The sequence below is a fragment of the Wolbachia endosymbiont (group B) of Pilophorus perplexus genome (assembly GCF_964028155.1).
GTDB lineage: Bacteria > Pseudomonadota > Alphaproteobacteria > Rickettsiales > Anaplasmataceae > Wolbachia.
Window position 1 is genome coordinate 97,653 of sequence record NZ_OZ034754.1, and the last position, 23,380, is coordinate 121,032.

At 34.4% G+C, this 23,380-nt stretch carries 25 protein-coding genes and 1 tRNA gene; 9 read left to right on the forward strand and 17 right to left on the reverse strand.

The genetic code is table 11. The annotated features are described in order from the left end of the window. Positions 1 to 6 precede the first annotated feature (6 nt). The 3 genes from ABWU28_RS00515 to ABWU28_RS00525 are packed head-to-tail and all read right to left on the reverse strand — an operon-like array spanning position 7 to position 3,879. Positions 7 to 840: a hypothetical protein gene (locus tag ABWU28_RS00515; protein ID WP_353275313.1), complete on the reverse strand. Its 834-nt coding sequence runs from the start codon at positions 838 to 840 to the stop codon at positions 7 to 9. Beyond that, positions 770 to 1,813 carry a hypothetical protein gene (locus tag ABWU28_RS00520; RefSeq protein ID WP_353275315.1) on the reverse strand — a complete coding sequence of 348 codons (1,044 nt, stop codon included), beginning with the start codon at positions 1,811 to 1,813 and terminating at the stop codon, positions 770 to 772. The genes ABWU28_RS00515 and ABWU28_RS00520 overlap by 71 nt, the downstream gene beginning before the upstream one ends. A 41-nt stretch (positions 1,814 to 1,854) precedes the next feature. Continuing rightward, positions 1,855 to 3,879: a ComEC/Rec2 family competence protein gene (locus ABWU28_RS00525; RefSeq protein WP_026097260.1), complete on the reverse strand. Its 2,025-nt coding sequence runs from the start codon at positions 3,877 to 3,879 to the stop codon at positions 1,855 to 1,857. Positions 3,880 to 3,975: 96 nt separating this feature from the next. Between ABWU28_RS00525 and ABWU28_RS00530 the strand changes: the two genes are divergently transcribed. Beyond that, positions 3,976 to 4,052 (forward strand) — tRNA-Met (locus tag ABWU28_RS00530). A 131-nt stretch (positions 4,053 to 4,183) separates the two neighbouring features. Here the strand turns inward: ABWU28_RS00530 and tmk are convergent. Beyond that, entirely contained in the window at positions 4,184 to 4,801 is a 618-nt protein-coding gene (tmk, locus tag ABWU28_RS00535) for a dTMP kinase (RefSeq protein WP_007302302.1), read from the reverse strand. A 106-nt stretch (positions 4,802 to 4,907) separates the two neighbouring features. On the opposite strand from tmk, the gene ABWU28_RS00540 reads away from it, so the two are divergent. From ABWU28_RS00540 to ABWU28_RS00550, 3 genes are all read left to right on the forward strand, one after another. Then, complete coding sequence (locus ABWU28_RS00540; RefSeq protein ID WP_052264880.1) at positions 4,908 to 5,480, forward strand: thioredoxin family protein; 573 nt, start codon at positions 4,908 to 4,910, stop codon at positions 5,478 to 5,480. 5 nt (positions 5,481 to 5,485) lie between these two features. Beyond that, positions 5,486 to 7,204, forward strand: coding sequence for a monovalent cation:proton antiporter-2 (CPA2) family protein (locus ABWU28_RS00545; RefSeq protein ID WP_007302300.1), 1,719 nt, complete (start codon positions 5,486 to 5,488; stop codon positions 7,202 to 7,204). An 89-nt stretch (positions 7,205 to 7,293) separates the two neighbouring features. Next, the gene (locus ABWU28_RS00550) at positions 7,294 to 8,454 is read left to right on the forward strand and encodes an aspartate kinase (RefSeq protein ID WP_353275317.1); all 1,161 of its coding nucleotides are present in this window, start codon (positions 7,294 to 7,296) and stop codon (positions 8,452 to 8,454) included. Between the two features lie 15 nt (positions 8,455 to 8,469). On the opposite strand, the gene recF is transcribed toward ABWU28_RS00550, so the two are convergent. After that, on the reverse strand, positions 8,470 to 9,549 hold the full coding sequence (recF, locus tag ABWU28_RS00555; protein WP_007302298.1) for a DNA replication/repair protein RecF: 1,080 nt from the start codon (positions 9,547 to 9,549) through the stop codon (positions 8,470 to 8,472). A gap of 8 nt (positions 9,550 to 9,557) precedes the next feature. Next, positions 9,558 to 10,025 (reverse strand): thioredoxin-dependent thiol peroxidase, encoded by a 468-nt coding sequence (gene bcp, locus ABWU28_RS00560; RefSeq protein ID WP_052264884.1) that lies wholly within the window; start codon positions 10,023 to 10,025, stop codon positions 9,558 to 9,560. Positions 10,026 to 10,088: 63 nt separating this feature from the next. Between bcp and gshB the strand changes: the two genes are divergently transcribed. Then, a complete protein-coding gene (gene gshB / locus ABWU28_RS00565) occupies positions 10,089 to 11,015 on the forward strand; it encodes a glutathione synthase (RefSeq protein ID WP_052264879.1) in 927 nt (308 codons plus the stop codon). Here the strand turns inward: gshB and ABWU28_RS00570 are convergent. Then, positions 11,000 to 12,022, reverse strand: coding sequence for a UDP-N-acetylglucosamine--N-acetylmuramyl-(pentapeptide) pyrophosphoryl-undecaprenol N-acetylglucosamine transferase (locus tag ABWU28_RS00570; RefSeq protein ID WP_214303141.1), 1,023 nt, complete (start codon positions 12,020 to 12,022; stop codon positions 11,000 to 11,002). The genes gshB and ABWU28_RS00570 overlap by 16 nt on opposite strands. 73 nt (positions 12,023 to 12,095) lie before the next feature. On the opposite strand from ABWU28_RS00570, the gene ABWU28_RS00575 reads away from it, so the two are divergent. Further along, on the forward strand, positions 12,096 to 12,455 hold the full coding sequence (locus ABWU28_RS00575) for a hypothetical protein (RefSeq protein WP_012481944.1): 360 nt from the start codon (positions 12,096 to 12,098) through the stop codon (positions 12,453 to 12,455). 1 nt (position 12,456) lies between these two features. On the opposite strand, the gene lpdA is transcribed toward ABWU28_RS00575, so the two are convergent. The 10 genes from lpdA to der form a co-directional block, all read right to left on the reverse strand. After that, positions 12,457 to 13,842, reverse strand: a complete 1,386-nt coding sequence (gene lpdA, locus ABWU28_RS00580) for a dihydrolipoyl dehydrogenase (protein WP_353275321.1) — start codon at positions 13,840 to 13,842, stop codon at positions 12,457 to 12,459. A 639-nt stretch (positions 13,843 to 14,481) separates the two neighbouring features. After that, the gene (locus ABWU28_RS00585) at positions 14,482 to 15,033 is read right to left on the reverse strand and encodes a phosphotransferase (RefSeq protein WP_353275323.1); all 552 of its coding nucleotides are present in this window, start codon (positions 15,031 to 15,033) and stop codon (positions 14,482 to 14,484) included. A gap of 19 nt (positions 15,034 to 15,052) precedes the next feature. Continuing rightward, a complete protein-coding gene (locus tag ABWU28_RS00590) occupies positions 15,053 to 15,193 on the reverse strand; it encodes a hypothetical protein (protein WP_353275325.1) in 141 nt (46 codons plus the stop codon). Positions 15,194 to 15,204: 11 nt separating this feature from the next. Continuing rightward, a complete protein-coding gene (gene ltrA, locus ABWU28_RS00595) occupies positions 15,205 to 16,506 on the reverse strand; it encodes a group II intron reverse transcriptase/maturase (RefSeq protein WP_353274935.1) in 1,302 nt (433 codons plus the stop codon). Between the two features lie 26 nt (positions 16,507 to 16,532). Beyond that, positions 16,533 to 16,919, reverse strand: a complete 387-nt coding sequence (locus ABWU28_RS00600; protein ID WP_353274937.1) for a hypothetical protein — start codon at positions 16,917 to 16,919, stop codon at positions 16,533 to 16,535. Between the two features lie 47 nt (positions 16,920 to 16,966). Further along, on the reverse strand, positions 16,967 to 17,143 hold the full coding sequence (locus tag ABWU28_RS00605; RefSeq protein WP_353275742.1) for a phosphotransferase: 177 nt from the start codon (positions 17,141 to 17,143) through the stop codon (positions 16,967 to 16,969). A gap of 125 nt (positions 17,144 to 17,268) precedes the next feature. Beyond that, complete coding sequence (locus ABWU28_RS00610; RefSeq protein WP_012481943.1) at positions 17,269 to 17,760, reverse strand: disulfide bond formation protein B; 492 nt, start codon at positions 17,758 to 17,760, stop codon at positions 17,269 to 17,271. 98 nt (positions 17,761 to 17,858) lie between these two features. Beyond that, a complete protein-coding gene (locus ABWU28_RS00615) occupies positions 17,859 to 18,452 on the reverse strand; it encodes a hypothetical protein (RefSeq protein WP_149168763.1) in 594 nt (197 codons plus the stop codon). Between the two features lie 5 nt (positions 18,453 to 18,457). Continuing rightward, positions 18,458 to 18,883: a hypothetical protein gene (locus tag ABWU28_RS00620; RefSeq protein WP_353275327.1), complete on the reverse strand. Its 426-nt coding sequence runs from the start codon at positions 18,881 to 18,883 to the stop codon at positions 18,458 to 18,460. A 132-nt stretch (positions 18,884 to 19,015) separates the two neighbouring features. Beyond that, positions 19,016 to 20,341 (reverse strand): ribosome biogenesis GTPase Der, encoded by a 1,326-nt coding sequence (gene der, locus ABWU28_RS00625; RefSeq protein ID WP_353275329.1) that lies wholly within the window; start codon positions 20,339 to 20,341, stop codon positions 19,016 to 19,018. A gap of 135 nt (positions 20,342 to 20,476) precedes the next feature. Here der and ABWU28_RS00630 point away from each other — a divergent pair, with 135 nt between their 5' ends. The 3 genes from ABWU28_RS00630 (at position 20,477) to ABWU28_RS00640 (ending at position 22,951) form a co-directional block, all read left to right on the forward strand. Then, positions 20,477 to 21,160, forward strand: coding sequence for a hypothetical protein (locus ABWU28_RS00630; RefSeq protein ID WP_353275331.1), 684 nt, complete (start codon positions 20,477 to 20,479; stop codon positions 21,158 to 21,160). Beyond that, the gene (locus ABWU28_RS00635) at positions 21,139 to 21,300 is read left to right on the forward strand and encodes a hypothetical protein (RefSeq protein WP_007302286.1); all 162 of its coding nucleotides are present in this window, start codon (positions 21,139 to 21,141) and stop codon (positions 21,298 to 21,300) included. The genes ABWU28_RS00630 and ABWU28_RS00635 overlap by 22 nt, the downstream gene beginning before the upstream one ends. A 124-nt stretch (positions 21,301 to 21,424) precedes the next feature. Next, positions 21,425 to 22,951, forward strand: a complete 1,527-nt coding sequence (locus tag ABWU28_RS00640; RefSeq protein WP_353275333.1) for an acyl-CoA carboxylase subunit beta — start codon at positions 21,425 to 21,427, stop codon at positions 22,949 to 22,951. Positions 22,952 to 23,380: the final 429 nt, after the last annotated feature.

Genomic DNA, 23,380 nt, shown 5'->3' on the forward strand with positions numbered 1-23,380 from the left:
TGGTCACTACCCTGCGCAAGCTACTTTGAATGCTGCATGAACATCTGGATTCACAAAATCAACTTTTGTACTAGGTTGAATTTGAAGGCCGTCTTGTTTTTTAATATGGCAAATTATTTGAGAGCCATCTTTCCAGTAAATTATTATTTTATTATCAAAATCCCGTAGCGTTAACTCCCTCTTTTCTTCTTTTTTATCTTTTTCTTCTAGCTTAATAGACTCTAATAAATAATATAGAAAGTCACTTGCTTTACCGTTAACTTTTTTTCTCCATTCATCCATTTTTTCTTGTTCAGATAATTCTTTTTCCAATTTTGCATTTTCTTGCTCCAGCTCTTTCATCCTTTTTTTTGATTTTAATAGTCTATTTTTTTCTTTTGCTTTTTTCTCTTCATCCCGTTGTTTGTCAAAAGGAGTAGCAGTAATACTGCCTTCACTGCTATTAGGTTCATTTGATTGAGTCTGTTTATTCTTTAATTCCTCTAGTTCATCTTTTACTTTTTTTAGTTCTTCTTCTAATTCCTTCTTTATCTTTTCCGCTTCTTCTTGCTTTTTCAACATACAAAAAAAATCGTTGTCGTTGCTAATTATTTCTTCTCTAGATTGAAAAAAGCCAACAAATCTGCTTGGTTCAAATCGCTCAACCTTATCTTCAGCGATTTTAATAGTATTCTCTAAACTAGAAAAAATGCTTTCAATGTTTAGTGAATTTGTTCTTTTTGCCAACCCTTTAGCTTCGCTTAAAATGACCATCATTTCCTTACGCAACTTATCTAAATCTTTTTTTGATGTCTCCTCTAATTCCTTGTAGATGAACAAGTGTTTCTTGAATTTCATCATTTGCAGGCTTTAGAAGGCTATTATCAAGTAGATCTTTAACTTCATCTAGCTGCTTATCAAATGAAGCAACAATTTTATCTGTAAAATCAGTCAAGTGCTTATCAAGTAATTTTATCAATTGAGATATAGAATCATTTTCTTCCTCATCTTTTGTCTTTTTTTCTATTACCGATACAACCCCACCTCTTCTGAATGGAAAGAGAATATCCAAATTGTTAAACTTTTTAACAATATTATGATTATTGTTTATCTCATTGTTTTTTAGCTTGCTGAATGTTATACATATCCCAACAATAGCAATGATACTAGCCAGTGCAACTATGGCCCATTCCAAATCCTGAACATTGGCAAAGCTAAATCTATTTTGTATTAATGCGCCAACTATAATTACAGTGCTAATTATATATGTTATGGTAAGAAAAATGGCCTTATTTTTATTCTCTTGTCTTTGATCATCTAATGTTTTTCTTTGATTTTCAGAAATTGGCAAAATTATTGAAAAGTTTGCTTTTTTGCGACCTATAAGACTTAAATTTGGTTTTATCTCTATTTTTAGAGCATTTTCAGCAAGTTCACTTATCTCGTTGTCTTTGCCACCTCTAATTTTATCATTTATTAATTCCTCTATCGGCTTTTTTCCTTCTTTTATCTTCTGCTTATGCATATATCTCATAGCAGAAGAGGCTGCAAAAGTTGTTAAAAGAATAATAGAAACCAAAGTGTAAATTGGCATGAATGTTGGGTTAAAAATATCTGTAATAAAGCTTAAATTATTACTAGTTATTATTATTGCAGCTACATAAGCCAAAGAAAATTGAAGCCAAGTATTTACAGCTGCTATAGGTAGAGTGTTACTTACGGAATATTTCTTTGCTGCATGCCATAATCTAGGGAAAAAACCAATAGCATCATCTATTTTGGCAAAATTATGATCTACTTTAACACTTAAAGGATTTATTATATCTAAAGGCATAAACTTCCTAGCACCTAATTAATTATATACTAATAACACTTTTAAAACAAGTTTTTTGGCTTATGCCAAGGACGATTAGAACGGACTTTGCTAACCTTTATGCCACTATTTGCTAGCCAAACAGAGTGTGTGCCATATGCCTCTAAGTCAGAGTATTTGATGATTTTAGTATTGCAAGCTGGATAGTTAAACTTGCTTAACTGAATTACTAGATCGACATTGTTACAATTTTCTAAAATATCTTCTCTTTTATGAGCTAGCAACACTGACTTATTATTTCCTTTATTATATGTACAGTCATAATCATTACATTTTAGCCTTTTGTTTGAATTACTGAATTTAGTGTGATTCAAAATTTGATTCTGCCCGTTTTGTTTAGCCCATGTTTTGACAACAAAGTTCCTATTTTTCCTAGTAAGAGAATATAGTAAACTGTCATCTTCTTTTACAGCAAGATTATCAATACTGACCAGGATGTCAGGGGTTCTATACATAGCGCTAGAGAAAATACCCAGCACAATAAAGAAAATTCCAAAAAAACGCCAATTCCTTTCCCACAAGCATAGCCACAATAACCCAAGTGTTATTATAATAATTGATGAGCCAGGAAAAGTGCGAGTGGGAATAACCAAATACTGAAGACTAGCGATTGCATTTGTTATACACAAGATACTGTCAATTGGGCGCTCTATAAATGGCGCTATAATCCATTCAATACCTAAAGGAATCAATAAAACATAAATTATTCCAAGTGGAATAATAATGAGTGTAACTATTGGTATAGCAATCAAATTTGTGATAATGCCACTGATTGAAAAATAGTTAAAATTGTATATTGTGTACGGAACAGTTGCTAAACTTGCTATGACTGAGCTGATCATTATCGACACAAAATATTTTATTATTTTTATTTTGAATAACTTATTAGCATTGATCTGATAGCTGGCAACTAGTGCCAAAACAGCAGAAAATGACATTTGAAAACCTGGCTTTAAGATTGCTTCTGGCTCCACTATGAGTATCACCGAAGCAGCAAACGCAATTGCTATTAATCCTCGATATTTCCTTTCTATGATTATTGCAACAAGTACCAAGATCACCATGATGTAGGCACGCTGAGCAGAAATTTGCATACCGGTAATCAACAAATAAAAGGTAGTTGGCAAGATAGTAAAGAATGCAGATATTTTTTTAGTGTTATATTTAAGAGTCAAAGTTTCAGATATTGCAAATAAATTACGGAATACTATAAAAAATAGACCAGCAACAAACGATAAATGTAAACCAGATATAGCGAATAAATGTGCTATACCTGAATCTCGTATCGCATTCATAGTTTTTTGATCTATCCCGTCTTTTTTGCCAATTAATAATGCAGAGATTATGTCCGCGTGTGGCTTTTTGGTATTTTGCTGTAGGTTTTCATAGATATATTGACGGAAAGATTCTATATACTCTTGAAATTTTCTTGCTTCAGCCTTTTTGTACAGGACTATTTTGCTTGTTGCAAAGCCTGTTGCACTTATTTTCTGATAATATGCTATTCTTGCAAAATCATATGCATATTCCGAAGGCGCAATTTTTGGAGGAAAGAGTTTTGCTGATAATTTTACTTGATCCCCTATTTTAATGCCTTCTTCCGCTTTTGTTTTAACTGATATTCTGATGTTATCCAGCTTGAACTTCGTGTTTTTTATTTCATAAAGCAAAAATTGTTTATATGAGCCCCTATCGTTAATATCCTTCACTGTAGCAACAATATCTTTCACATACCTTTCCTTATCAAGAATATGAGTATTAACTGAATCTGTTCTGAATTTGCTGGCTGTAAATCCTATGAGCACTGCAATTAAAGAAATGCATAATATTGCGTATTTCCTGTATAATATTGCAATCAGAATTAGTATAGGTGAAAGCAAGAGAAAAATAGATATAGTGAAAGCACAGCTTGGTTCAAAATTTAATGAGAAATAGGTTAAAATTCCTGCACACTGAAAAATAGGGAACCACAATATCAAGTTATATTTTTCATTGCACAGATTGTTATGTATATAATTTACTATCATGTTAAGAAAGGTTAATAGATATATAAATATATGTAATAGTGTGATTTTATTCTTTTATTTATTATTATTACGCATATAATAATAAATAAGCAACGACGCGGGATGGAGCAGCTCGGTAGCTCGTCAGGCTCATAACCTGAAGGTCGTAGGTTCAAATCCTACTCCCGCAACCATCTTTCAATTGTACAAATATTGCGATTTCTTTTATTATAATAGCAATGTTATTTCTAACTCAAAGCTTGTTTTTGACCTGTAGGCTCAATCGTAACATTCAGTAAAAAACTCAGGGTATTTATTGACAAAATTATAGCGGCTGCATGCCTTTTTTCTTTTTTCTTATTACATCAATAATTTCACTATACACTTTATTGTTGTCTTTATCTGCAATTCCAGTAATAACATTACATCTATTAGATTCTTTTATAGCTATTTCTTGAAATCCTTTTCGAATTTTATGATAGAAATCAATGCTCATTTCTTCATACTTATTTTTATCCTTTGCTCTGCTGAGTCCAACTTGAACATCAATATCTAAAATAAATGTGATATCTGGATATTTAATTTCCACTAATTTGTGTAAGTCTCTTATTAGACTCAAGTCAACACCTAGTCCATACCCTTGATACGCAATAGTTGAATCGATAAATCGATCACAAATAACTGTCTTTCCCTCTTTAAGAGCTGGTAGTATTAATTCTTTCATATGTTCATATCTCATTGAGGTAAATAATAAAAGTTCAGAGATGGGATCAATATTATCCTTAAGTAGTGATCCTCTTATTTTTTCTGCAAAATCAGTACCACCTGGTTCTCTAGTCAATACGACATTATTTTCACCGTGAATTTGCTTGAAATAATTTGCAAGTAACTCAGACTGTGTTGTTTTACCAGAACCATCTATTCCTTCGAAGGTTATGAACATAAATTTTATAATTACAATGCTAAATGCAAATAGTGTACATAGAAACCATTTGACATTTAAGCAATAAGATCATAAATTATATACGGTATACAATTCTCTATGAGCTATGGTTACGCTAGACACTCCTAAGATAGATTTAGACTTTACTGCAAAGAATTTCAATCTCTTGGGAGTGGATAACAAATATTATACATTAAGTGACTGCTATGGGGAAAATGGTCTTATTGTAATGTTTATATGCAATCACTGTCCTTACGTTCAATCAATTATTAGCAATCTAGTAAGCGATGTTAATTTGTTGAAAAAAGATTATCAGGTAAACACCGTTGCAATCATGCCAAATGATGTGAATAAGTACCCAGAAGACTCCTTTGAAAACATGATTAATTTTGCAGAGAAAAATAAGTTTACATTTCCATATTTAATTGACAGTAACCAAGAAGTAGCTAAAGAGTATGGTGCTGTTTGTACCCCTGATTTCTTTGGGTTTAACGCTGATTTAAAACTTCGTTATCGTGGACGTTTTAACAATGCAAAAAAAGAGAAAGTTCAAAATTATGAAATAGGAAGTAGTGATTTATTTCAAGCGATGAAATTTATTGCAAAAACTAGCAATCCTCCAATTGACCAAAAATCAAGTATTGGTTGTTCAATAAAATGGTCTAATTCTACAGGTTAAATATTATGCACAGCGGCTCTCAGCATTTGTTTGATATTATAATCTTACTTTCCGCTGCTGTGTTTATAGTCATAGCGTTTTGGAAAATGAATATTAGTCCAGTGCTTGGTTACTTTGTTGCAGGTGCATTGATTGGTTCTCATGGATTTAATCTGATACATTCAGTTGAAGTAATGGATAACTTTGCAGAGTTTGGCGTAGTTTTCCTATTGTTCATTATAGGTCTTGAATTGACATTTGAACGCCTTATCGCTATGCGTAGGCATGTGTTTGGGTTTGGTTCCCTTCAAGTTATAGTTACCATGATAGCAATATGGTGCATTGCTCTTGCCTTTGGAGTAAATACAAACATGGCAGCAGTTATTGGTGGTGGACTTGCACTATCCTCAACAGCAATAGTGTTGCAGGTTCTGCAAGAAAAGGGTTCTCAAGCAAGCCAAGTTGGTAGATTGTCAATAGCAGTGCTACTAATGCAGGACTTTGCAGTGGTACCTCTAATAGTACTAGTGCCCCTGCTTACTGGCAATTCTGAACACAGCTTAATAAGCTCGTTGGCAGGCTCATTAGTGCAAGCAGCTATTGCATTGGTGTTGATATTTGTAACTGGTAGGTTATTACTGAGGCCATTGTTTTCGGTTATTGCCAAAATGGAGAGTAATGAAATCTTTATATCAACAACACTTCTGATAATATTAGGATCAGCATTTATTACTGAACAATTTCATTTATCAATGGCATTAGGCGCATTTGTTGCTGGGTTACTAGTTGCAGAAACAGAACACAGGAATTCGGTAGAACATGCAGTATTGCCATTTAAAGACTTATTTCTTGGTTTATTCTTTATGACTGTTGGCATGTCTATTGATATTGACCTTTTACTCAATAAGTTACCACTCGTTACTTTATTATCAATTATCCTTATCGTTTTAAAGACGTCCATTATATATACATTGTGTAGATTTTTTGGATTTAGAAGTGCACCTGCAATACAAGCTGGATTACTGCTTGCACAAGGCGGTGAATTTGCATTTATTTTATTCCGTTTAGCAGATGAATTAGATGTACTATCAAGTGAAATCGCTCAAGTGCTTATGATGGTAACTACAGTAACTATGGCTTTTACTCCTCTTTTATCGGGAATTGGAGACTGGATAGCAAATTCATTTAGCACTGAAAAAATAATACTAGACGATGAAGCAATCGAAACAGACACACAAGATCTTTATAACCACGTAATAGTTGCCGGGTTTGGTAGAGTGGGATATATGGTAACGAAAATGCTTACTGCAGAGCATTTAAGTTATGTTGTTGTAGATATTCAATCAAAAATAGTGAAAGAAGGAAAAAATGACAGTTTCCCTATATATCTTGGAGATGCTACAAGATATGAAATTTTAAAATCAGTAGGAATAGAAAGAGCTCAAGCTCTTGTGGTTTCAATAAAGAACGAAGTCACTATAAAGAAAATAGTTTCTCTAGTTGCAACAAACTTCCCACATGTAAATATTATAATACGTTTACCAGATTTGAATAATGTGGAGGTTTATAAAGATCTAGGGGCTAGTAAAATTATTCCCGAGACGTCTGAGATTGGATTGCAGCTAGGTGGAGCAGCATTAAGCTTAAGTGGAATTAGCGAAAGCGGAGTTACATCTTTAAAAGGTAAATTTAGAAAAGGCAACTACAGTATGTTAAAAGACCTTGGTAGTGATAAAGATGAATAATCCTCTATCACTTTAATTAGTGATCAGAAAAACACATTTAATTAAGCAACTATACTCTCTAGAAAGGTGAAATTGACCTTATTGTAACTATGAACAAAATAATAATAAAAAAATTTGGTGGTACTTCGCTAACTGACTTAAATCGAGTTGCAAATCTAATAAAAAACGATATTGAAAAAGGTTATAATGTAATTGCTGTTGTATCTGCTGCTGCAGGATTCACTGACCAAATGGCTTTTCAAGCCAGGCAAATTTCAAATTTAAATTGTAGACAAGAGTTATCAGAGTATGATGTCCTGCTTTCAGCAGGAGAACAAATCTCTTGCGGGTTATTAGCTATCACTCTTCTGTCTGTTGGAGTTAATGCTAAATCATGGCTCGCCTGGCAGTTACCAATTGTAACGGATAATTTTTATTCTGAGTCTAAAATAAAAAAGATAAAAATTGACCATGTAAAAAGATCTTTTGCTGAGGGTTATACTGCTGCAATCATTGCTGGTTTTCAGGGTATACACGATGATAGAATCACTACTTTTGGTAGAGGAGGATCTGATATCTCAGCAATTGCCTTTGCTGTAGTCTTTGGTATTAGGACTTGTGAAATTTTTACTGATATTGACGGAATATATACAGCAGACCCAAAAATTGTTCCAAGGGCACGCAAGCTTAAATCTATCTCTTACAATGAAATATTGGAGATGTCGTCATCTGGTGCTAAAATATTGCATAATCGTTCAGTACAACTTGCAATGAAGCATAATATTAAGGTGCAAGTGTTATCCACTTTTGAGGAAGTAGAAGGCACTACAGTACTACACGAAAAAGATGTACTGGAAAGATACTTAATTACTGGAATAACTTATAGCACTCACGAAGCTTTTGTAACTTTTACTAACTTTGCAAATACTCTGGATACTTTAAGAGATATAGCAGGAGCAAACGTTAAAGTTGACATGATACATGGGTCAAGCTTTTTGATTTCTAAATTTGATGTTGATTTAATGACAAAGTTATTGAACAAAAATGAAAATTATGTCGTAAACAATAATATAGCTAAAATTTCAATAATTGGTATTGGTGTTATGTCTAACACTGAAGTGATGTATCGCACACTCAAGGTTTTAAGCGAAAAAAAGATAGAAATACTTGCTGTCACAATGTCCGAAATCAAGATCAGTATAGTTGTTCAAAAAAAACACGCTGAGGCTTTAATTAGAGATTTACATACCGAATATGAGCTTGATGTATGACAGCACGCTTGAAATTTATTTACTTGATAATTCAAAAAACTTGAAAGAGCAAAGATAGTTATTGAAATTATCTTGATTTACATCGGTTATCCAAGTTTGACATTGAATGCTTAACACCTCCTCCATTAACACCTTTCTGTAATCTTTATCCAGATGCGACATTATATCGTCAAGCAGAAGAAGAGGTGCTTTATTGTAATGAATACACCTTGCTTTTACACTAGATAAGATGATAGAAAGCAGTAATAGCTTTTGCTCTCCAGTAGAACAAAGATTTATTGGCATGTCCCCTTTTTGGCAAAAAACCCAAAAATTATCATTATGTACAGAAAAGGTTACTCTACCAGTTAATGAGTCTTTTTCTCTGTTTTCCTTTAGACGATTCTGAAAATATTCTGCAGTATCGTTCAAAGTTAGCTGACTGCTAAATTTCAAACTTGCCTTTGGAAAAAACTCACAAGAATGGTTATCAATTGTGTCTTGTAATATCTTTAAAACAGATGATCGCATACGTAAAATATCAATTGCATTGGTAGCCATGACGTTTTCAAGACTAGAGAGCCAACTTTCGTCCAAAATATTCTCTCTAAGCAATTTACTTCGCTCATGCTTAGCTTTTCTATATTTCATGTAGCAATAGGTGTAATTTTCTTCAAATAGTGAAACTATACGGTCTAAAAATTTTAACCTGTCACTTGGAGAATTAAGAAGAATATAGTCCATTTGTGGAATTAGCCATATTACATTAGATATTCTATACAAAGATGAGTAGCTTGACTGCGTTTTCCCATCAATTTGTATTAATTTCTTATTAAGATTCTTTCCTATACCAATTGAGTTAAGCTCTGCTCCATTGAAAAAATCATAATACACTACCCAACTTTCATTACTGCGCCTATTTTGCATCTCATTGATTTTTGCTTTTTTCATTCCGTTGCTTTTAGCAAGCAATGAGATTGCTTCAAGTATATTAGTTTTTCCAATACCATTTTTGCCAGTTACTACAACTGGTCTATCATCTAAATCCAGTTCAAAGTTTGAATGACTACGAAAGTTATATAATTTCAGTTTTTTTATATAGCAATGGGTAGTCATTCTTTAATTTATATTCTCCTTACTTCTTCTAGAACCTCATCAACATGTCCACTAACTTTTACGTTTTTCCAGATCTTCACTACTTTACCTTTTTTATCTATTAAAAAAGTAGTGCGCTCTATTCCCATATACTTTTTGCCAAACATACTTTTCTCTACCCAAACACCATACTTTTCCAACATTTCAGCATTTTCATCAGAAACTAAAGAAAATGGCAGAGAATATTTTGCTTTGAAGTTAGCGTGGCACTTAACGCTATCTTTTGATACACCAATTATCACTGTGTCAAAAGAAGAGAAATTTTCTATATTGTCTCTAAAGCCTTTTGCCTCCATTGTGCAGCCCGGAGTATCGTCTTTAGGATAAAAATAAAGAACTACATTTTTTTTATCAAAAAATTCACTCAGTGATAAAATCTCACCAGAATCTGTTGGCAAGCTAAAATCAGGTGCATTATTTCTTATTGTTAATTCCATACTTTGCTCCATTATTAACACTTTTATGGTACTATATTATATTGTAATAGGAAGGGAGGATAAATGAAAGTAGCTTTTCAGATGGATGAAAGTATAAATTTTGAAGCTGATACTACATTTTCATTAATAAAAGAAGCGCAAAGAAGAAGGTACGAAATTTTTGTTTATGTACCTAATAATTTAGCACTCAAGTTAAATCAGCCAATTGCCCTTGCTCAGAAAGTCAGCGTTGATGATTGTAGCTTCATTTCAAAAGAGGATGTAGTAATCAACCTAAATGAAATGGATATCATATTTATCAGACAGAATCCACCATTTGATATGCGGTACATTACAACAACCTATATCTTAGAAAAGACTACTGCGTTAGTAATAAATAATCCAACAGAAATAAGAAACTGTCCTGAAAAATTAATTACTTCACTATTTCTAGAGCTAATTCCTCCAACTTTGATCACTGAAAATATATCGATGATTAGAAATTTTTGTCACGACTATCAAGATATCATCTTGAAACCACTATATAGCTATGGAGGAAATGACGTAATAAGAATACAAGACCAAAATAGCATTCAAGTGGTAGTCGATCTCATGATTGCAAAATATGAATGTCCTGTAATTGCACAAGCATTTTGTAAAAAGATAAATACAGATAAAAGAATACTGCTACTGGATGGAAAGCCAATAGGAGTAATGAAGCGAGTTCCAAAGTCTAGCGGAGAAATCAGAACAAATATGAGGCTTGGAGCAAGTTTTGAATCTATTGAAATGAATGATAGAGACACTGAAATATGTAATAAAATCGGTCCTGAGCTAAAGAAAAGAGGGCTAATATTTGTTGGTATTGATATTATAGATGACTTCCTTCTTGAAATTAACACAACTTCGCCTACGGGAGTAGTTTATATCAATAAGTTGTATAGTAAATCACTAGAAAAAGAACTATGGGATGCATTTGAAGAAAAAGCAATTCGTCAACTAAGTTCTTGAGCTATTGCCTTAATAAATTCAGTAACTCCATTCCTTATTCTTGTTTTCTTAGTATTATTAGCCATATCACGCAATTTTTGACAATTTTGCAATAAATCAACTAGCAACTCTCCTAGATTCTTTTTCGCGTTACTATTTTGCTCAACTATTACAGCTGCTCCCGAATCTTCAATATGTTTTGCATTATAAAATTGATGGTTATCTTTTGAGTGAGGATAAGGAATATATACAGCAGGACGCTCAGCAAGAGTAATCTCTGCTATTGAAGTTGCCCCCGCTCTGCTAATTACCAAATGAGCATTGGCCAGCTTATTTTCCATATCATCGAAAAACTCACTTAACTCACAATCAATTCCTTCACTTTTGTATAGACTCTTGACCTTGTTTATATTTTTCTTCGTACATTGCTGCGTTACTCTAATCCTCTCTTTTACTTCAACAGGTAGATCACAAATTACGCTGCTCACTACATCATCAAAAAAATTTGCACCCTGACTGCCTGCTATTATTAACACGTTTAAAACTGTTTCAGCTCTAGAATAGCCTTGTGCTTCTATATCGACAAAATTTCCTGTAAAAACGCATTTACTACCTTCTGCATACTTAGTCTCTGGAAAGCTAGTTGCAATTAATTTTGCACTCTTGAAAAAGAATCTATTTACTCTCCCTAAAACTATATTTTGTTCATGTAAAATTATAGGTATAGAAAAAATCTTTGCTGCAAAAAGAGTTGGAAAAGAGGCGTAGCTACCAAAACCAATGATTAGCTTTGGTTTTAATTTTCTTGTTTGATACAGTGCTAATACACAACTATACATTAACAAAAAGAGAAACTTCAATTTGTTGCCACTTGGCTTGCACAATGGTAAAATATAACTTTCTATATTGATGGTTTTTTGATCAGTGAATAATATACAATTGTGCCCTTGTACCTTTAGTGCTTTTGCTAAGGTTATAGCTGGAAAAACATGCCCACCTGTACCGCCTGTTGCTAGAATAATAGTCATCTGTAAGTAGTAATTTGATAATAGATTGTTAATTATTTTTTAATACTTTGCATGTAAAATTTTATCAAGCTTTATGATAGTTGAGTTAAAAATGCCTAAAAGTAGTGACAGTAAAAAAGAATCTAACGTAAAAAATAAGCCTCAAGAGCAAAGCAGAAGCGGAGGTTTATTAAAAAACATAATAAAAGCTCTTTTTAACTCAGTTGTTGATCTACCTCAGCAAGAACAACTCAATAAAAATATTGATAGACAACAAGGTTTAGACAGTAAAAGAAAAAGCCCAGAGGATCTTAATCGGGAAAAAAAGCTTGAAGTGAAAGAAGCAGCTGAAGGGTTAAAAGAAAAGTTAGAAAAATCTGATATTGGTAATCAATCTATTAGAATTGAATCGCCTAATCAGGATACTTGTAGCTCCAAAACGATAGAACGTTAGTTCAACTATTCAGCGATTCACCATCTGCAGCAAGTACTGACTCATGTATCATCTCTGAAATGGTTGGATGAGGAAAAATCGTAGATTTTATGTCGAAGTCTGTTCCTTCTAGTTGCTTTGCAAGAGCAAAATTGCTAATTAACTCTGTTACTTCCGCACCTATCATGTGGCTACCCAGAAGTTCGCCTGTTTTTTTGTCTATAATTGTTTTCACTAAACCTTCAGTTTCACTTAGTGCAATAGATTTACCATTAAAGTTGGAGTGAAATTTTCCTACTTTTATATCGTATCCACTTTTTATTGCCTGTTCCTCAGTAAGGCCAACGCTTGCTACTTGCGGATGAGAGTAAGTGCAATTTGGTATGCACTCTTTTTTTAACTTATGAGCATTTTTACCGGCAATTTTCTCAACACAGATTACAGCTTCATGACTTGCTTTATGCGCTAAACATGGGGGACCAGCTACATCACCTATTGCATACACACTTGATTCACTTGTTTCATACCACTCATTCGTTTCAATGAAACCAGAAGGACTCAACTTAATTTTTGTATTTTCTAAACCTATATTTTCAGTGTTTGCTTGCACGCCAACTGCAACAATCACCCTATCAAATTCTTTGCTCTCACCACTACTTAGTAACACTTGAGCAAAGTCTTTATTTTTAGTCAAAGCTTTTACGCTACTGTTTGTATATATTTTTATCCTTTGTTTTGTGAATATTTCTTGTGCTAAATTTGAAATATCTTTATCTTCCAGCGGCAAAATAGTGTCTTTTACTTCTATAATTGTTACATCAACTCCCAAAGTACTATAAAAACTTGCAAACTCTATTCCTATCGCACCAGAACCTATGATTAGTAGAGATTTTGGTAACTTCTTTGGAGTCATAGCGTGCTGCGCATTCCATATTAAATCTCCATCTACTTCGATTCCAGGAAGATTTCTTGCCCTTACACCTGTTGCTAAAATGATATGCTTGGAAGAAATTTCCTCCTCCTTTTTGTCATTAAGAATTTTTATAGTACGATTACCTGCAAGTTTACCGAAGCCTTGATGGACTTTGATGTTATTTTTTTTCATCAAATACTCAACACCACTTGATAGCTTGCCAACAACGTTCCTTGAATATTTCACCATTGATTGTATATTAAAACTTGCATCCTTTACTTTTATGCCAAATTCTTCTGATCTTCTTATTAATCTATAAATTTCAGATGCTCTAAGTAGCGATTTTGTTGGTATACATCCCCAATTTAAGCATATACCACCCAAATTTTCCTCCTTTTCAACAATTGCAGTTTTAAGTCCAAGCTGCGCCGCTCTAATTGCTGCTATATAACCACCAGGACCGCTGCCTATAACTGTAATATCATACTCATTCATCAGTTTTTTTCGTGTGCAAAAGACTATATATAACAGATGGAACCCGTATGATCAATGCTCAGGTGTATAGAAGCGACTTGACAAACCTTCCCACGTTCCTTATCATATCAATAAGAGTATTTATCCTTGTTTTTAATCTCTGCAGATTTAACAACAAAATTCAGTAAAAAACTCAGATATTTATTGGCAAATTACAAAAAATTATAGCGGCTGCATGTCTTTTTTTATTTTTTCTACATTCAGCCAAAACGCGCTTTAAATAAGCGTTAGCACATTATTACAACGCCAATTTACATTATTATAGGGTCAAAACTCACTACTGGGGGATTCTTTTGCCTTTTTTCTATTTGGTAAATTTCTTAATATTTGTAGCTAAAATTTCAGGATGTCATTCCAGCACTTCTTATTACCTGTTCTGGATCCCAGTATCTGGGCACTGGGATGACAAAAACATAAGATGACACCGAAGGGGCTACTCGCATCTTTTTAGCCCAAATCACAATGTTCGTACAGCTGTGACTAGTATGACACCTTCCTTATACAAAAAATTTTTTGATAAAAAAACTGGATTTCAATACTGAGATTACATCCTTTCTAGTGGAGATTGCTCTCAAATCACAATGTTCATACAAATATACTTTATGAATTGCGTTTATAATCTCTAAACACTTCATTAATAGTGTGCCAAGCTTCGACAGCGTTCGTGTTTGTGGTAATATCAGCAAGAGCCTTCCATAAAGCCCAGGCACGGCCACGAGTCCAAGTGCTAGCATCCAACGGAAGCATTGCACGGAAGATTTTTCGGCTTTCTCCTCTAAGCAGCGTCCAAGCAATCATTAGATCGCAAGCGGGATCGCCGATCCCCAATCCTCCAAAATCAATGACGGCACTCAATTTTCCTTCTTGCACCAATAGGTTGCCAGCGCTAACGTCACCATGGACCCACACTGGCAAACCTTTCCAAGCGCTTGCTAGCGCTGCTTCCCAGAGCTCGATTGCAGCATTGGCATCTATTCTATCTTTTAGAACGGCAATTGCTTGCTTTGTCTCAGCATTATAGGTTGTTAGTACCCCTCCACGATAGAAATTATGTGGTCCGGGAAGAGGCCCATCTGTAGTATCTATGCGTTGTAAAGCAGCGAGAAATTGAGCAAGGCTGGTTGCAAAGTTATTCAGATCTGCTATGTGCACAGATGCAGCGGTGTTGCCATCAATCCATTGGTAAATAGACCATTGCGTTCGGTAGAAGCTGTAGCTTTACTCCTCTCGTTTGAGTTTTATTACTACAACTCCCCCTAAAGAACCGTGCTTGCAGATTTCCCGCACACGGCTCATCAATATTAGTTTTCACAGTCGTCCCTCTTATGCATATAAAGAAAAATGTATTTTTGGCTTTGGTAATGGATTTACTTCTACGTAGTGTACAAACTGTTCCCAGGTCATACTCTTTTTCTGACTACGCCGATTTATCCATTTAAATGCTAGCTTTCTTACTGATGTGTAAAATTGTTTCAAACACCAATAATTTCCGCTAATACCAAAGTAGTTATAGTGTCCTGTTAATTTAGCCTTCAGTACTTGCCACCAAGCTTTAAGTCGAATACTTCCGCGGACTATTTTCAACCACTCCTTGATTTCTTTTAGTTTTCTGGCTAGATTTAACTTTGAGGTTTTATGTCCCATTATTAATCTACCACGACGACTTTTTGCACCATAGTGCGTAAACCCCAGAAAATTGAAACTTTCCGTCCTTCGTTTCTCTCTTATCGCTTGTTGCCACTCCCTCTTGCCAAACTTTACTACTCTGGTCTTGTTTTCAGATACTTCCAACCCAAATTTATTTAGCCTTTGTTTCAGTAATTCCAGAAATTCTTCCGCGTCTACCTTACTTTCGCAACAAACCACAAAATCGTCGCAAAACCTTATTAGTTGTATATATCCTCTGGATCTTGGTTTAAATTTCTTTTCTATCCATAAATCCAACACATAATGTAAGTATATATTTGCTAATACAGGACTTACTATACCACCTTGGGGTGTACCTTGTTTTGTTGCTTCATAATTTCCAGCTTCGACTATCCCTGCCTTGAGAAACCGCTTTACTAACCACCGCAAATTTGGGTCAGTTATTCGTTCCCTTAGACATCTCATTAGCCATTTATGCTGTATATTATCGTAGAACTTCTTGATATCCACTTCTACAATGTAGTTTATTGGCTTGTACATAACTGCTTTATCTAGTGCATTTACCGCTTGATGACAGTTTCTTCCAGGTCGAAATCCATATGAGCTGTCCAGAAAGTTTGCCTCGTAAATATTTTCTAGTATCTTCTTCAGCATAATCTGTACTAATTTATCCTCGGTCGATGGTATTCCGAGTCCGCGTTTCTCTTTACTTCCAGCTTTCGGTATATATACCCTCTTTACTGGTTGTGGTTGATATTGCTTCCTCTTCATACTTTCTACTAGCACTTCGAGTTTCTCATTCAGATTTTCTCCGTATGATTCCACTGTTATCTGGTCTACTCCACAAGCCTTGTTACGCTTCAGTTCTTTATAACATCTCGCAAGATTCTCTGTATTTATCAGATGGACTAACGATGTGAATTTTAGTCGCTTATCTTGCTTTGCTCTTACTGCTATCTGGTTTAGTTTATTTTGCATGTTATTCCAACCTCCGTTGTATTGGCCTAGCAATCCCTATTCCAGTTACTATATTGCTGATCGCTTCCCCTTGTACGTGGCTTTCCCACATTCTGAGTACTATCAATCAGTCCGACTTCCCCTGCATCTTCCGCTAGTTCTTGCCTTTGTTGACTTGTTCCAGCGTACCTTTGTAGGAATGCATAGGATCTCCCAAGTTCACTTGAAGTCCATTTCAATACATGGCACGGTCTCAGATCCCGATAGAGTGAGTGATAACTTGCCTTTACGCTATCCTTCATGCTGTCTTCCATGGCCATGAAAATGTCGACCTCTATGTCTTCAGGTATTTCGGAACTCAATCCCTTCACTTTCGTTGTACCCTGCATTGTCCATCCCACTAGCTCTATTACACTCGTTACCTCATGCAACATAGTGGTCTGTTCCAAACTGTTGGCTAGACTTTGTTTGTGTTGGATTTTCACCAACTGTTCTCCAAGCACTTCTTGGCGCACCATGGGTAACCCTCACACGACTCTCCCATTGCCAAAGGCTTTGGAATTGAAAGTGGCAGTAAAGGTGCCAACCTGGGTAACCACTTTTGTTCCTTTTCCACCTGCATTGCATACTTTGCAGCGCTTGGCATACGCACAAGCATGTGATCACCCAGACGAAATGTTCTATTGTCCCATCCACCGGGCACGATTTGGCAGATAGACAGATCTTTAAATTGCGGAAACTGGGTGACAACTAAGCGGTGTACAAATGCAGCATCTACTCTTGCTACTTTTTGCACCAATTGTGCCTTAAATTTCTTTCTTTACAATATATCCTACCTGATACAAACAGGGCTACTATAAGATAAATAAGATTCCATGTTGCTAATGAAACACCAAAAATATAATGAGGCCTGTCACAAGACGGAGAGTAATTGGGGTTTAATAGATTATTTCTCAACTCTTCTATGCTAACGTTACCACTTGCTTGCTCTGTACAGCCTAAAACATCATGAAATAAGTGGAGTTCAAGACCTACATGATAAAAAGATATTATTGCACCAATGAGATAGCTGCAAAACATCGCATAGATTAGGATTTTGTTGTCTTTGAACATGTACGCAACTGCAAGTAGCCCTGTAACATAGTAAACTACTCGCTCGTATATGCATAACTTGCATGGTAGCATATTGAAGAAATACTCTAGCACATATGCAAAAATCAGAGCAGCGGCACTTGACAGCAAAAAGATTGTAGAACTGTTATTTATATCTGACATAATTAACGAATTACCACAACAACCGAAAAAGTCAACTTTTGTTTAATAATGTTCTATATAATTATAAAGCGACACATATCACTCTATAACTTTTTTATCTAGCCTCTATGCATGTATTCACAGCTAGATACTGATTTAGTTTGCATACTAGTTACAACCCTAGTATCACTATCTATTTTTGCAATTTCTTCTTTGGTATACAATTCATCCTTGTTTTTCGTCCAGCTATTGTCATATTGAATATCAACTTCTCCTCCATTGGTTTTAAACCCAAATGTTTCTTGCATAAGCAATCTTGCTTCTTCCAAACGTCTGTTGTAACGTTTGTTAGAATCTTGATAGCTAGATATAAGAAGAAGAACGTCATTAGAAAGAGTGAAATATACTATCTCTTCCATAATTTTGTAAATCTCATGTTCTGATAACTTAAACAAAGGATAATCTTTTTGAAACTTATTCTTTACTTCATTGTAAATTTCCATAATTTTTACTCTACCAGCATCGCTTAGAGCAATGATAGCATTTTCAATACTTGCTATACCATCATAGTCATAACCTTTTCTGTCATTTTCAGCAACCAAAAAGCCATGCACAGCCTGAATCTCACCAACTTTCTTATCTTCTTTAGGTAAGATATCAAAATCAAAATAGATCATAGGAGATTTCAATACCAACAACATAAATATACGCATACTGTCTATCTCAACACCAAAATTTTACTTTCTGGAATAGAGTATAGATCTTTGAAATATTGAGATACAGTGTATAAAGGACATTTAGATAGTTCTGTTTTCTTATCTGTTTGTAAGTGAAAGCTAAATTCATACTCTCCTAAATCCAGCTCATTAAAGTCTATAAGCTCTATGTTTTTGTTTGGGTTAAACTCTCTGTTTGATATTTTATTATCCAACTCTTTACGTTGCGTAGGAGTAAAACCAGATCCATTTATTACTAATTTCACTACACGCGTATCTTCCCTTTTTGCCCAATTGCTCAATCTTTCCAAATATTTTTCTGGAATCGGGTATCCATATCTTTTTGGAAGCCACTGAAATACTAAAGGTGTATCAACCGTGAAAGTATGTGGAGATCCAGGCCTTAAATCTTGTCCTTTATAATTCATAGCAAAAGTACTAAACAAGTTAATACTTTACTATATAATATTAATTTATCAACTACTTATTTAAGTAATATTATTTACTTATTAATAATATTACTAAGATAAAAAAGTATATTATTAGTAAAACAAGATTATCTACTTTACATAGGGGTTTTTATTCTTTTTCAAAAGCAATCTAACTGGTACACCTTCAACAAAGAAGTTTTTTCTAAGACCATTAGTCAAATAACGTTTATAATTTTCATCAACGCTCTCAGGGACATTGCATATCAAAGAAAAAGCTGGAGGTTTGGTGCCAATTTGAGCAATATACTTCATTTTAATTGCTCTACCTTTTATAAGTGGGTGAGAATGTTTTTCCACAGCATCTATTAGCCAATTATTCAGTTTTGCAGTGCTGATCTTCTTGTTTAAGGATTCACTCACTTCAAGACACTTATCTATCACATCACCACAGCGCATACCTTTCAATGCAGAAATTGTTACAGTTGGCACTTCCAAAAATAACCGAGTCACTTCCTGTTGTTTGACAAATTTTATTAACTTACTTCTGTCATCCTTACCTATTAAATCCCACTTATTTAAAACAATGATAATTCCCTTCCCCCCTTTAATTGCAGCTTCAGCAATTGATAAATCCTGCTGCTCAATGCCAAGCAAGGAATCTAACATTAAAATCACTACATGAGAGCGCTTTATTGACTCTATACTTTTTTCAACAAATCTTGATTCTAAGTTATCAACAACATTTGCCTTTCTGCGGATTCCCGCAGTGTCGATGAGAGTGATTAATTTCCCATTATGGTCGTATGAAATATCCACAGAGTCACGCGTGGTACCGGGTTCTGAGCTTACTATTAGTCTATTTTCTGCAAGTAAACTGTTTAAAAAAGTTGATTTTCCAACGTTTGGGCGACCGATGATTGCAATCCTCAGTCTAATGGACTCACTTTCAGGCAGCTCAGTGCCTTCGCTAAGACCTTCAATCACACCAGCTAATGCATCATAAAGATCAACCATGCCAAGATTATGCTCGGCTGAGATGTATACCGGACCTATGAAATTGAAAAACTGCAAATAATCAACATTTTCCGATTTATGACTTTCACATTTGTTTGCTATTAGTATTACAGGTTTATTTGTTTTTCTCTTCAGCCACTTTGCAAACTCTTTGTTCTGCTCGTTTTGCACTTTTGCATCAACAAGAAAGAAAACTACATCTGCACTCGACAAAGAAAACTCTATTTGTTCAATAACTTGTAGTGAAAAACTGGTTTGGTCATTCCATCCTCCTGTATCTATGACTTTAAACTCTAAATCACTAATTCTTCCAATTCCTTCACGCCTATCTCTCGTTACTCCTGGAATGTCACTAACTACCGCTGCTTTTCTTCCCACCAGCCTATTAAATAGAGTTGACTTGCCTGCATTTGGAAGGCCTATTATGACTATTTTCAGCATAGTTTAAGAGCGTATTTTATACATAGTAAATTATAATCAAAATTTTTTAGTTTAACTATTGACTTTATAGATTATATACTTATCCTAAAATTAGGATATTTTATCTTAAGTTTATTATGTAGAATTGGAGGCGCTATGCATAATGCAAATGAAACTTTAATAATGAATTTCGATCAAGTTGCTCAATTAACTCCTAAAATTTATAAATTAGGGACACCTTATAACAACAGGACACGTATATATAACTATATAACTTTAGCTAAAGCATTGGAGAATCTCAATGATCCATCCCGGTCACATGAAAATAAGGAGCTTTTTTTGAGTGACAATGATGAAGAAACTAAGAAATTTCTGAGTGTAATTCGAAAAGGAATTGCTGAATATACAGGTAATGATTCTGTAGATGTGAGGTTGAGAGGAAAAGAAGATAAATCATTTACTGCATGGGTATCGTTAAAAGAAGGCAGAGGTGAGTTAAAATTTGATAACTCATTTCCTGGTAAAGTCTTAAAGGATAGTAATCCAAAAATTGGAGCTTTTACATTGGTATCTCCAGAAGATAAAAGGTTGGTGCGTGTTTCACAAAGTGATGATGGTGTAAGGCTTTATCAAATACTAAATGAGTCTTGTATAATTAAATTTAACTGGAAAGTGGGTGATAGAGATTGCAGTATTGCTTTAAATATTAGTGAAAATGGTAACGTATTTTGTACTGATTTAAGTGATAATATAAGTCCTGAGGACTTCGAGGAAAACAAAGCTGTAAAAATAAAATTGGCTATTATGAGAATAAGAAGATGGATAAATATAATGACATGACTTTAGCAAAATTGGTCTCATTGGCTTCAAACTTACAAGGAATTGAAAGAGAAGTTATAACAATTAATCCATCAACAGGTGTAACAAGTGCAAGTGCACAGAATGTTAGTGAGTCTCAGCATTCTCAAAATATTAAATAGAAATTGCTAGCGCATTAATTATCGTACACATACACCGTTGCATGCAGCAACGGTGTATGTGTATAATCAATAGGATTTGTAAGCTCAATAAAGTTTACAACCAATTTGAAAGTTATTTTACTACATGCAAGACTCTGAAATACTAGAAACTCTAAAGATCAAAACATTAGAAGCCGAAAAAGGAGGAGGTCCTGATAGAGTTAACAAGCAACATGAAAAAGGAAAGCTAACCGCTAGAGAAAGGCTGAGTATATTGCTCGATGAAAATTCATTTCAAGAGTATGATAAGTTTGTGAAACATCACGCAACTGATTTTGGCATGCAAAATGCTGATTTTTTAGGTGATGGAGTTGTAATTGGCCATGGTACTATTTATGGCAGAAAAGTTTTTGTTTATTCTCAGGATTTCACTGTCTTTGGTGGATCACTTGGTGCATCACATGCAAAAAAAATATGCAAAATTATGGATATGGCAATTAATGCCAGGATTCCAATTATCGGACTAAACGACTCTGGTGGAGCTAGAATTCAAGAGGGAGTAAATTCCCTTGCTGGTTACGGAGAAATTTTTCAAAGGAATGTAAATGCATCAGGCGTTATACCACAAATCTCTCTAATCATGGGCCCATGTGCTGGCGGTGCAGTTTACTCTCCAGCGCTAACCGATTTTATTTTCATGGTAAAAAATAGCTCATACATGTTTATAACCGGACCAGATGTAGTAAAAAAGGTTACATACGAAAACGTAAGCCACGAAGATCTCGGTGGAGCAAAAATTCATACAAGCAAAACAGGAGTAGCAGATTTTGCATTCAATAACGACGTTGAAATGTTGCTAGAAATGCGTGAATTCTTTACCTTTTTGCCAGCAAACAATCAAGAGTTGCCAAAACCTGTAACAATCTGTGACTTAATTGATGATGTTGATGAATCTTTGAACACTCTAGTTCCTAGTAATCCTAATACTCCTTATGATATGTATGAACTCATTGAAAAGGTGTGTGATGAAAGGAAATTTTTTGAACTAAAACCCGATTTTGCCCGTAACATCATAATTGGCTTTGGCAGAATTGGAGGAAATACTATTGGTGTTGTTGCAAATCAACCTATGCACCTTGCAGGATGCTTGGATATTGACTCTTCAAGAAAAGCTGCAAGGTTTGTAAGATTTTGTGATGCATTTAACATTCCCATCATCACACTTATTGATGTTCCAGGGTTTTTACCTGGCACGAATCAAGAATACAATAATATAATACAGCACGGAGCGAAACTGCTTTACGCTTACGCTGAAGCGACCGTGCCGAAAATTAGCTTGATCACCAGGAAGGCATACGGTGGTGCATACATTGTCATGAATTCGAAACATCTAAAAGGTGATATAAATTATGCTTGGCCAACCGCTGAAATAGCTGTAATGGGACCTGAAAGTGCAGTTGAAATTATATTTAGGCATGAAAAAGACCAGCAAACGTTAATCAAAGAATATAAAGAGAAATTTGCTAATCCATTTTTTGCTGCATCACATGGATACATTGATGACATTATAGTGCCAAGTAAAACAAGGCATCACTTTCACAAAGCATTAGAGCTACTTAAAAACAAGAAAGTAGAAAGAATATGGAAGAAGCATGATAATCTTCCTTTGTAACTTTACTCTCAGTCTTTATTGTAAGGTCTACAGTGCCGTTACACCAAGTTGGATTACCAATAACGCTAACTTTTGGGTTCCTTTTTTCTATAATATATTCTTATAGCTAAAAAATTACTTCCGCATATTCTAAATCTGATTATAATGACAATTAGAGATACTTTTAGAGCTCAAAAATTTATCTTTGTCCGCAGACTTTTTTTTATTAAACAATCAAACTCATAAAAAAATGTAGCGTATCCTCTTCAGCGTATGTGGGTGCATACACACATACTTAATTTCTGTCGTATGTGCATTGCATTTTTTTCTAATCTTTTTTTTCAAAGGAGGATTTTATGTCCAGAATTCCAGATATTTGACGTTTACTTTAGCTAATAAAAACCAACTGGTACCTGCGGTTTTTATAGCCTCAAAATTTCAATCAAAATT

What these genes read in the sequence shown, in the direction of transcription:
- ABWU28_RS00525 (WP_026097260.1), bottom strand. Translation starts at nt 3,879, where the DNA reads ATGATAGTAAATTATATACATAACAATCTGTGCAATGAAAAATATAAC.
- ABWU28_RS00615 (WP_149168763.1), bottom strand. Translation starts at nt 18,452, where the DNA reads ATGCGTATATTTATGTTGTTGGTATTGAAATCTCCTATGATCTATTTT.
- bcp (WP_052264884.1), bottom strand. Translation starts at nt 10,025, where the DNA reads ATGGAATTAACAATAAGAAATAATGCACCTGATTTTAGCTTGCCAACA.
- ABWU28_RS00540 (WP_052264880.1), top strand. Translation starts at nt 4,908, where the DNA reads ATGGTTACGCTAGACACTCCTAAGATAGATTTAGACTTTACTGCAAAG.
- ABWU28_RS00600 (WP_353274937.1), bottom strand. Translation starts at nt 16,919, where the DNA reads ATGTTGCATGAGGTAACGAGTGTAATAGAGCTAGTGGGATGGACAATG.
- ABWU28_RS00570 (WP_214303141.1), bottom strand. Translation starts at nt 12,022, where the DNA reads ATGACTATTATTCTAGCAACAGGCGGTACAGGTGGGCATGTTTTTCCA.
- tmk (WP_007302302.1), bottom strand. Translation starts at nt 4,801, where the DNA reads ATGTTCATAACCTTCGAAGGAATAGATGGTTCTGGTAAAACAACACAG.
- der (WP_353275329.1), bottom strand. Translation starts at nt 20,341, where the DNA reads ATGCTGAAAATAGTCATAATAGGCCTTCCAAATGCAGGCAAGTCAACT.
- ABWU28_RS00545 (WP_007302300.1), top strand. Translation starts at nt 5,486, where the DNA reads ATGCACAGCGGCTCTCAGCATTTGTTTGATATTATAATCTTACTTTCC.
- ABWU28_RS00640 (WP_353275333.1), top strand. Translation starts at nt 21,425, where the DNA reads ATGCAAGACTCTGAAATACTAGAAACTCTAAAGATCAAAACATTAGAA.
- ABWU28_RS00630 (WP_353275331.1), top strand. Translation starts at nt 20,477, where the DNA reads ATGCATAATGCAAATGAAACTTTAATAATGAATTTCGATCAAGTTGCT.
- ABWU28_RS00610 (WP_012481943.1), bottom strand. Translation starts at nt 17,760, where the DNA reads ATGTCAGATATAAATAACAGTTCTACAATCTTTTTGCTGTCAAGTGCC.
- ltrA (WP_353274935.1), bottom strand. Translation starts at nt 16,506, where the DNA reads ATGCAAAATAAACTAAACCAGATAGCAGTAAGAGCAAAGCAAGATAAG.
- ABWU28_RS00620 (WP_353275327.1), bottom strand. Translation starts at nt 18,883, where the DNA reads ATGAATTATAAAGGACAAGATTTAAGGCCTGGATCTCCACATACTTTC.
- ABWU28_RS00515 (WP_353275313.1), bottom strand. Translation starts at nt 840, where the DNA reads ATGATGAAATTCAAGAAACACTTGTTCATCTACAAGGAATTAGAGGAG.
- ABWU28_RS00550 (WP_353275317.1), top strand. Translation starts at nt 7,294, where the DNA reads ATGAACAAAATAATAATAAAAAAATTTGGTGGTACTTCGCTAACTGAC.
- gshB (WP_052264879.1), top strand. Translation starts at nt 10,089, where the DNA reads ATGAAAGTAGCTTTTCAGATGGATGAAAGTATAAATTTTGAAGCTGAT.
- ABWU28_RS00520 (WP_353275315.1), bottom strand. Translation starts at nt 1,813, where the DNA reads ATGCCTTTAGATATAATAAATCCTTTAAGTGTTAAAGTAGATCATAAT.
- ABWU28_RS00575 (WP_012481944.1), top strand. Translation starts at nt 12,096, where the DNA reads ATGATAGTTGAGTTAAAAATGCCTAAAAGTAGTGACAGTAAAAAAGAA.
- recF (WP_007302298.1), bottom strand. Translation starts at nt 9,549, where the DNA reads ATGACTACCCATTGCTATATAAAAAAACTGAAATTATATAACTTTCGT.
- lpdA (WP_353275321.1), bottom strand. Translation starts at nt 13,842, where the DNA reads ATGAATGAGTATGATATTACAGTTATAGGCAGCGGTCCTGGTGGTTAT.
- ABWU28_RS00605 (WP_353275742.1), bottom strand. Translation starts at nt 17,143, where the DNA reads ATGCTTGTGCGTATGCCAAGCGCTGCAAAGTATGCAATGCAGGTGGAA.
- ABWU28_RS00635 (WP_007302286.1), top strand. Translation starts at nt 21,139, where the DNA reads ATGGATAAATATAATGACATGACTTTAGCAAAATTGGTCTCATTGGCT.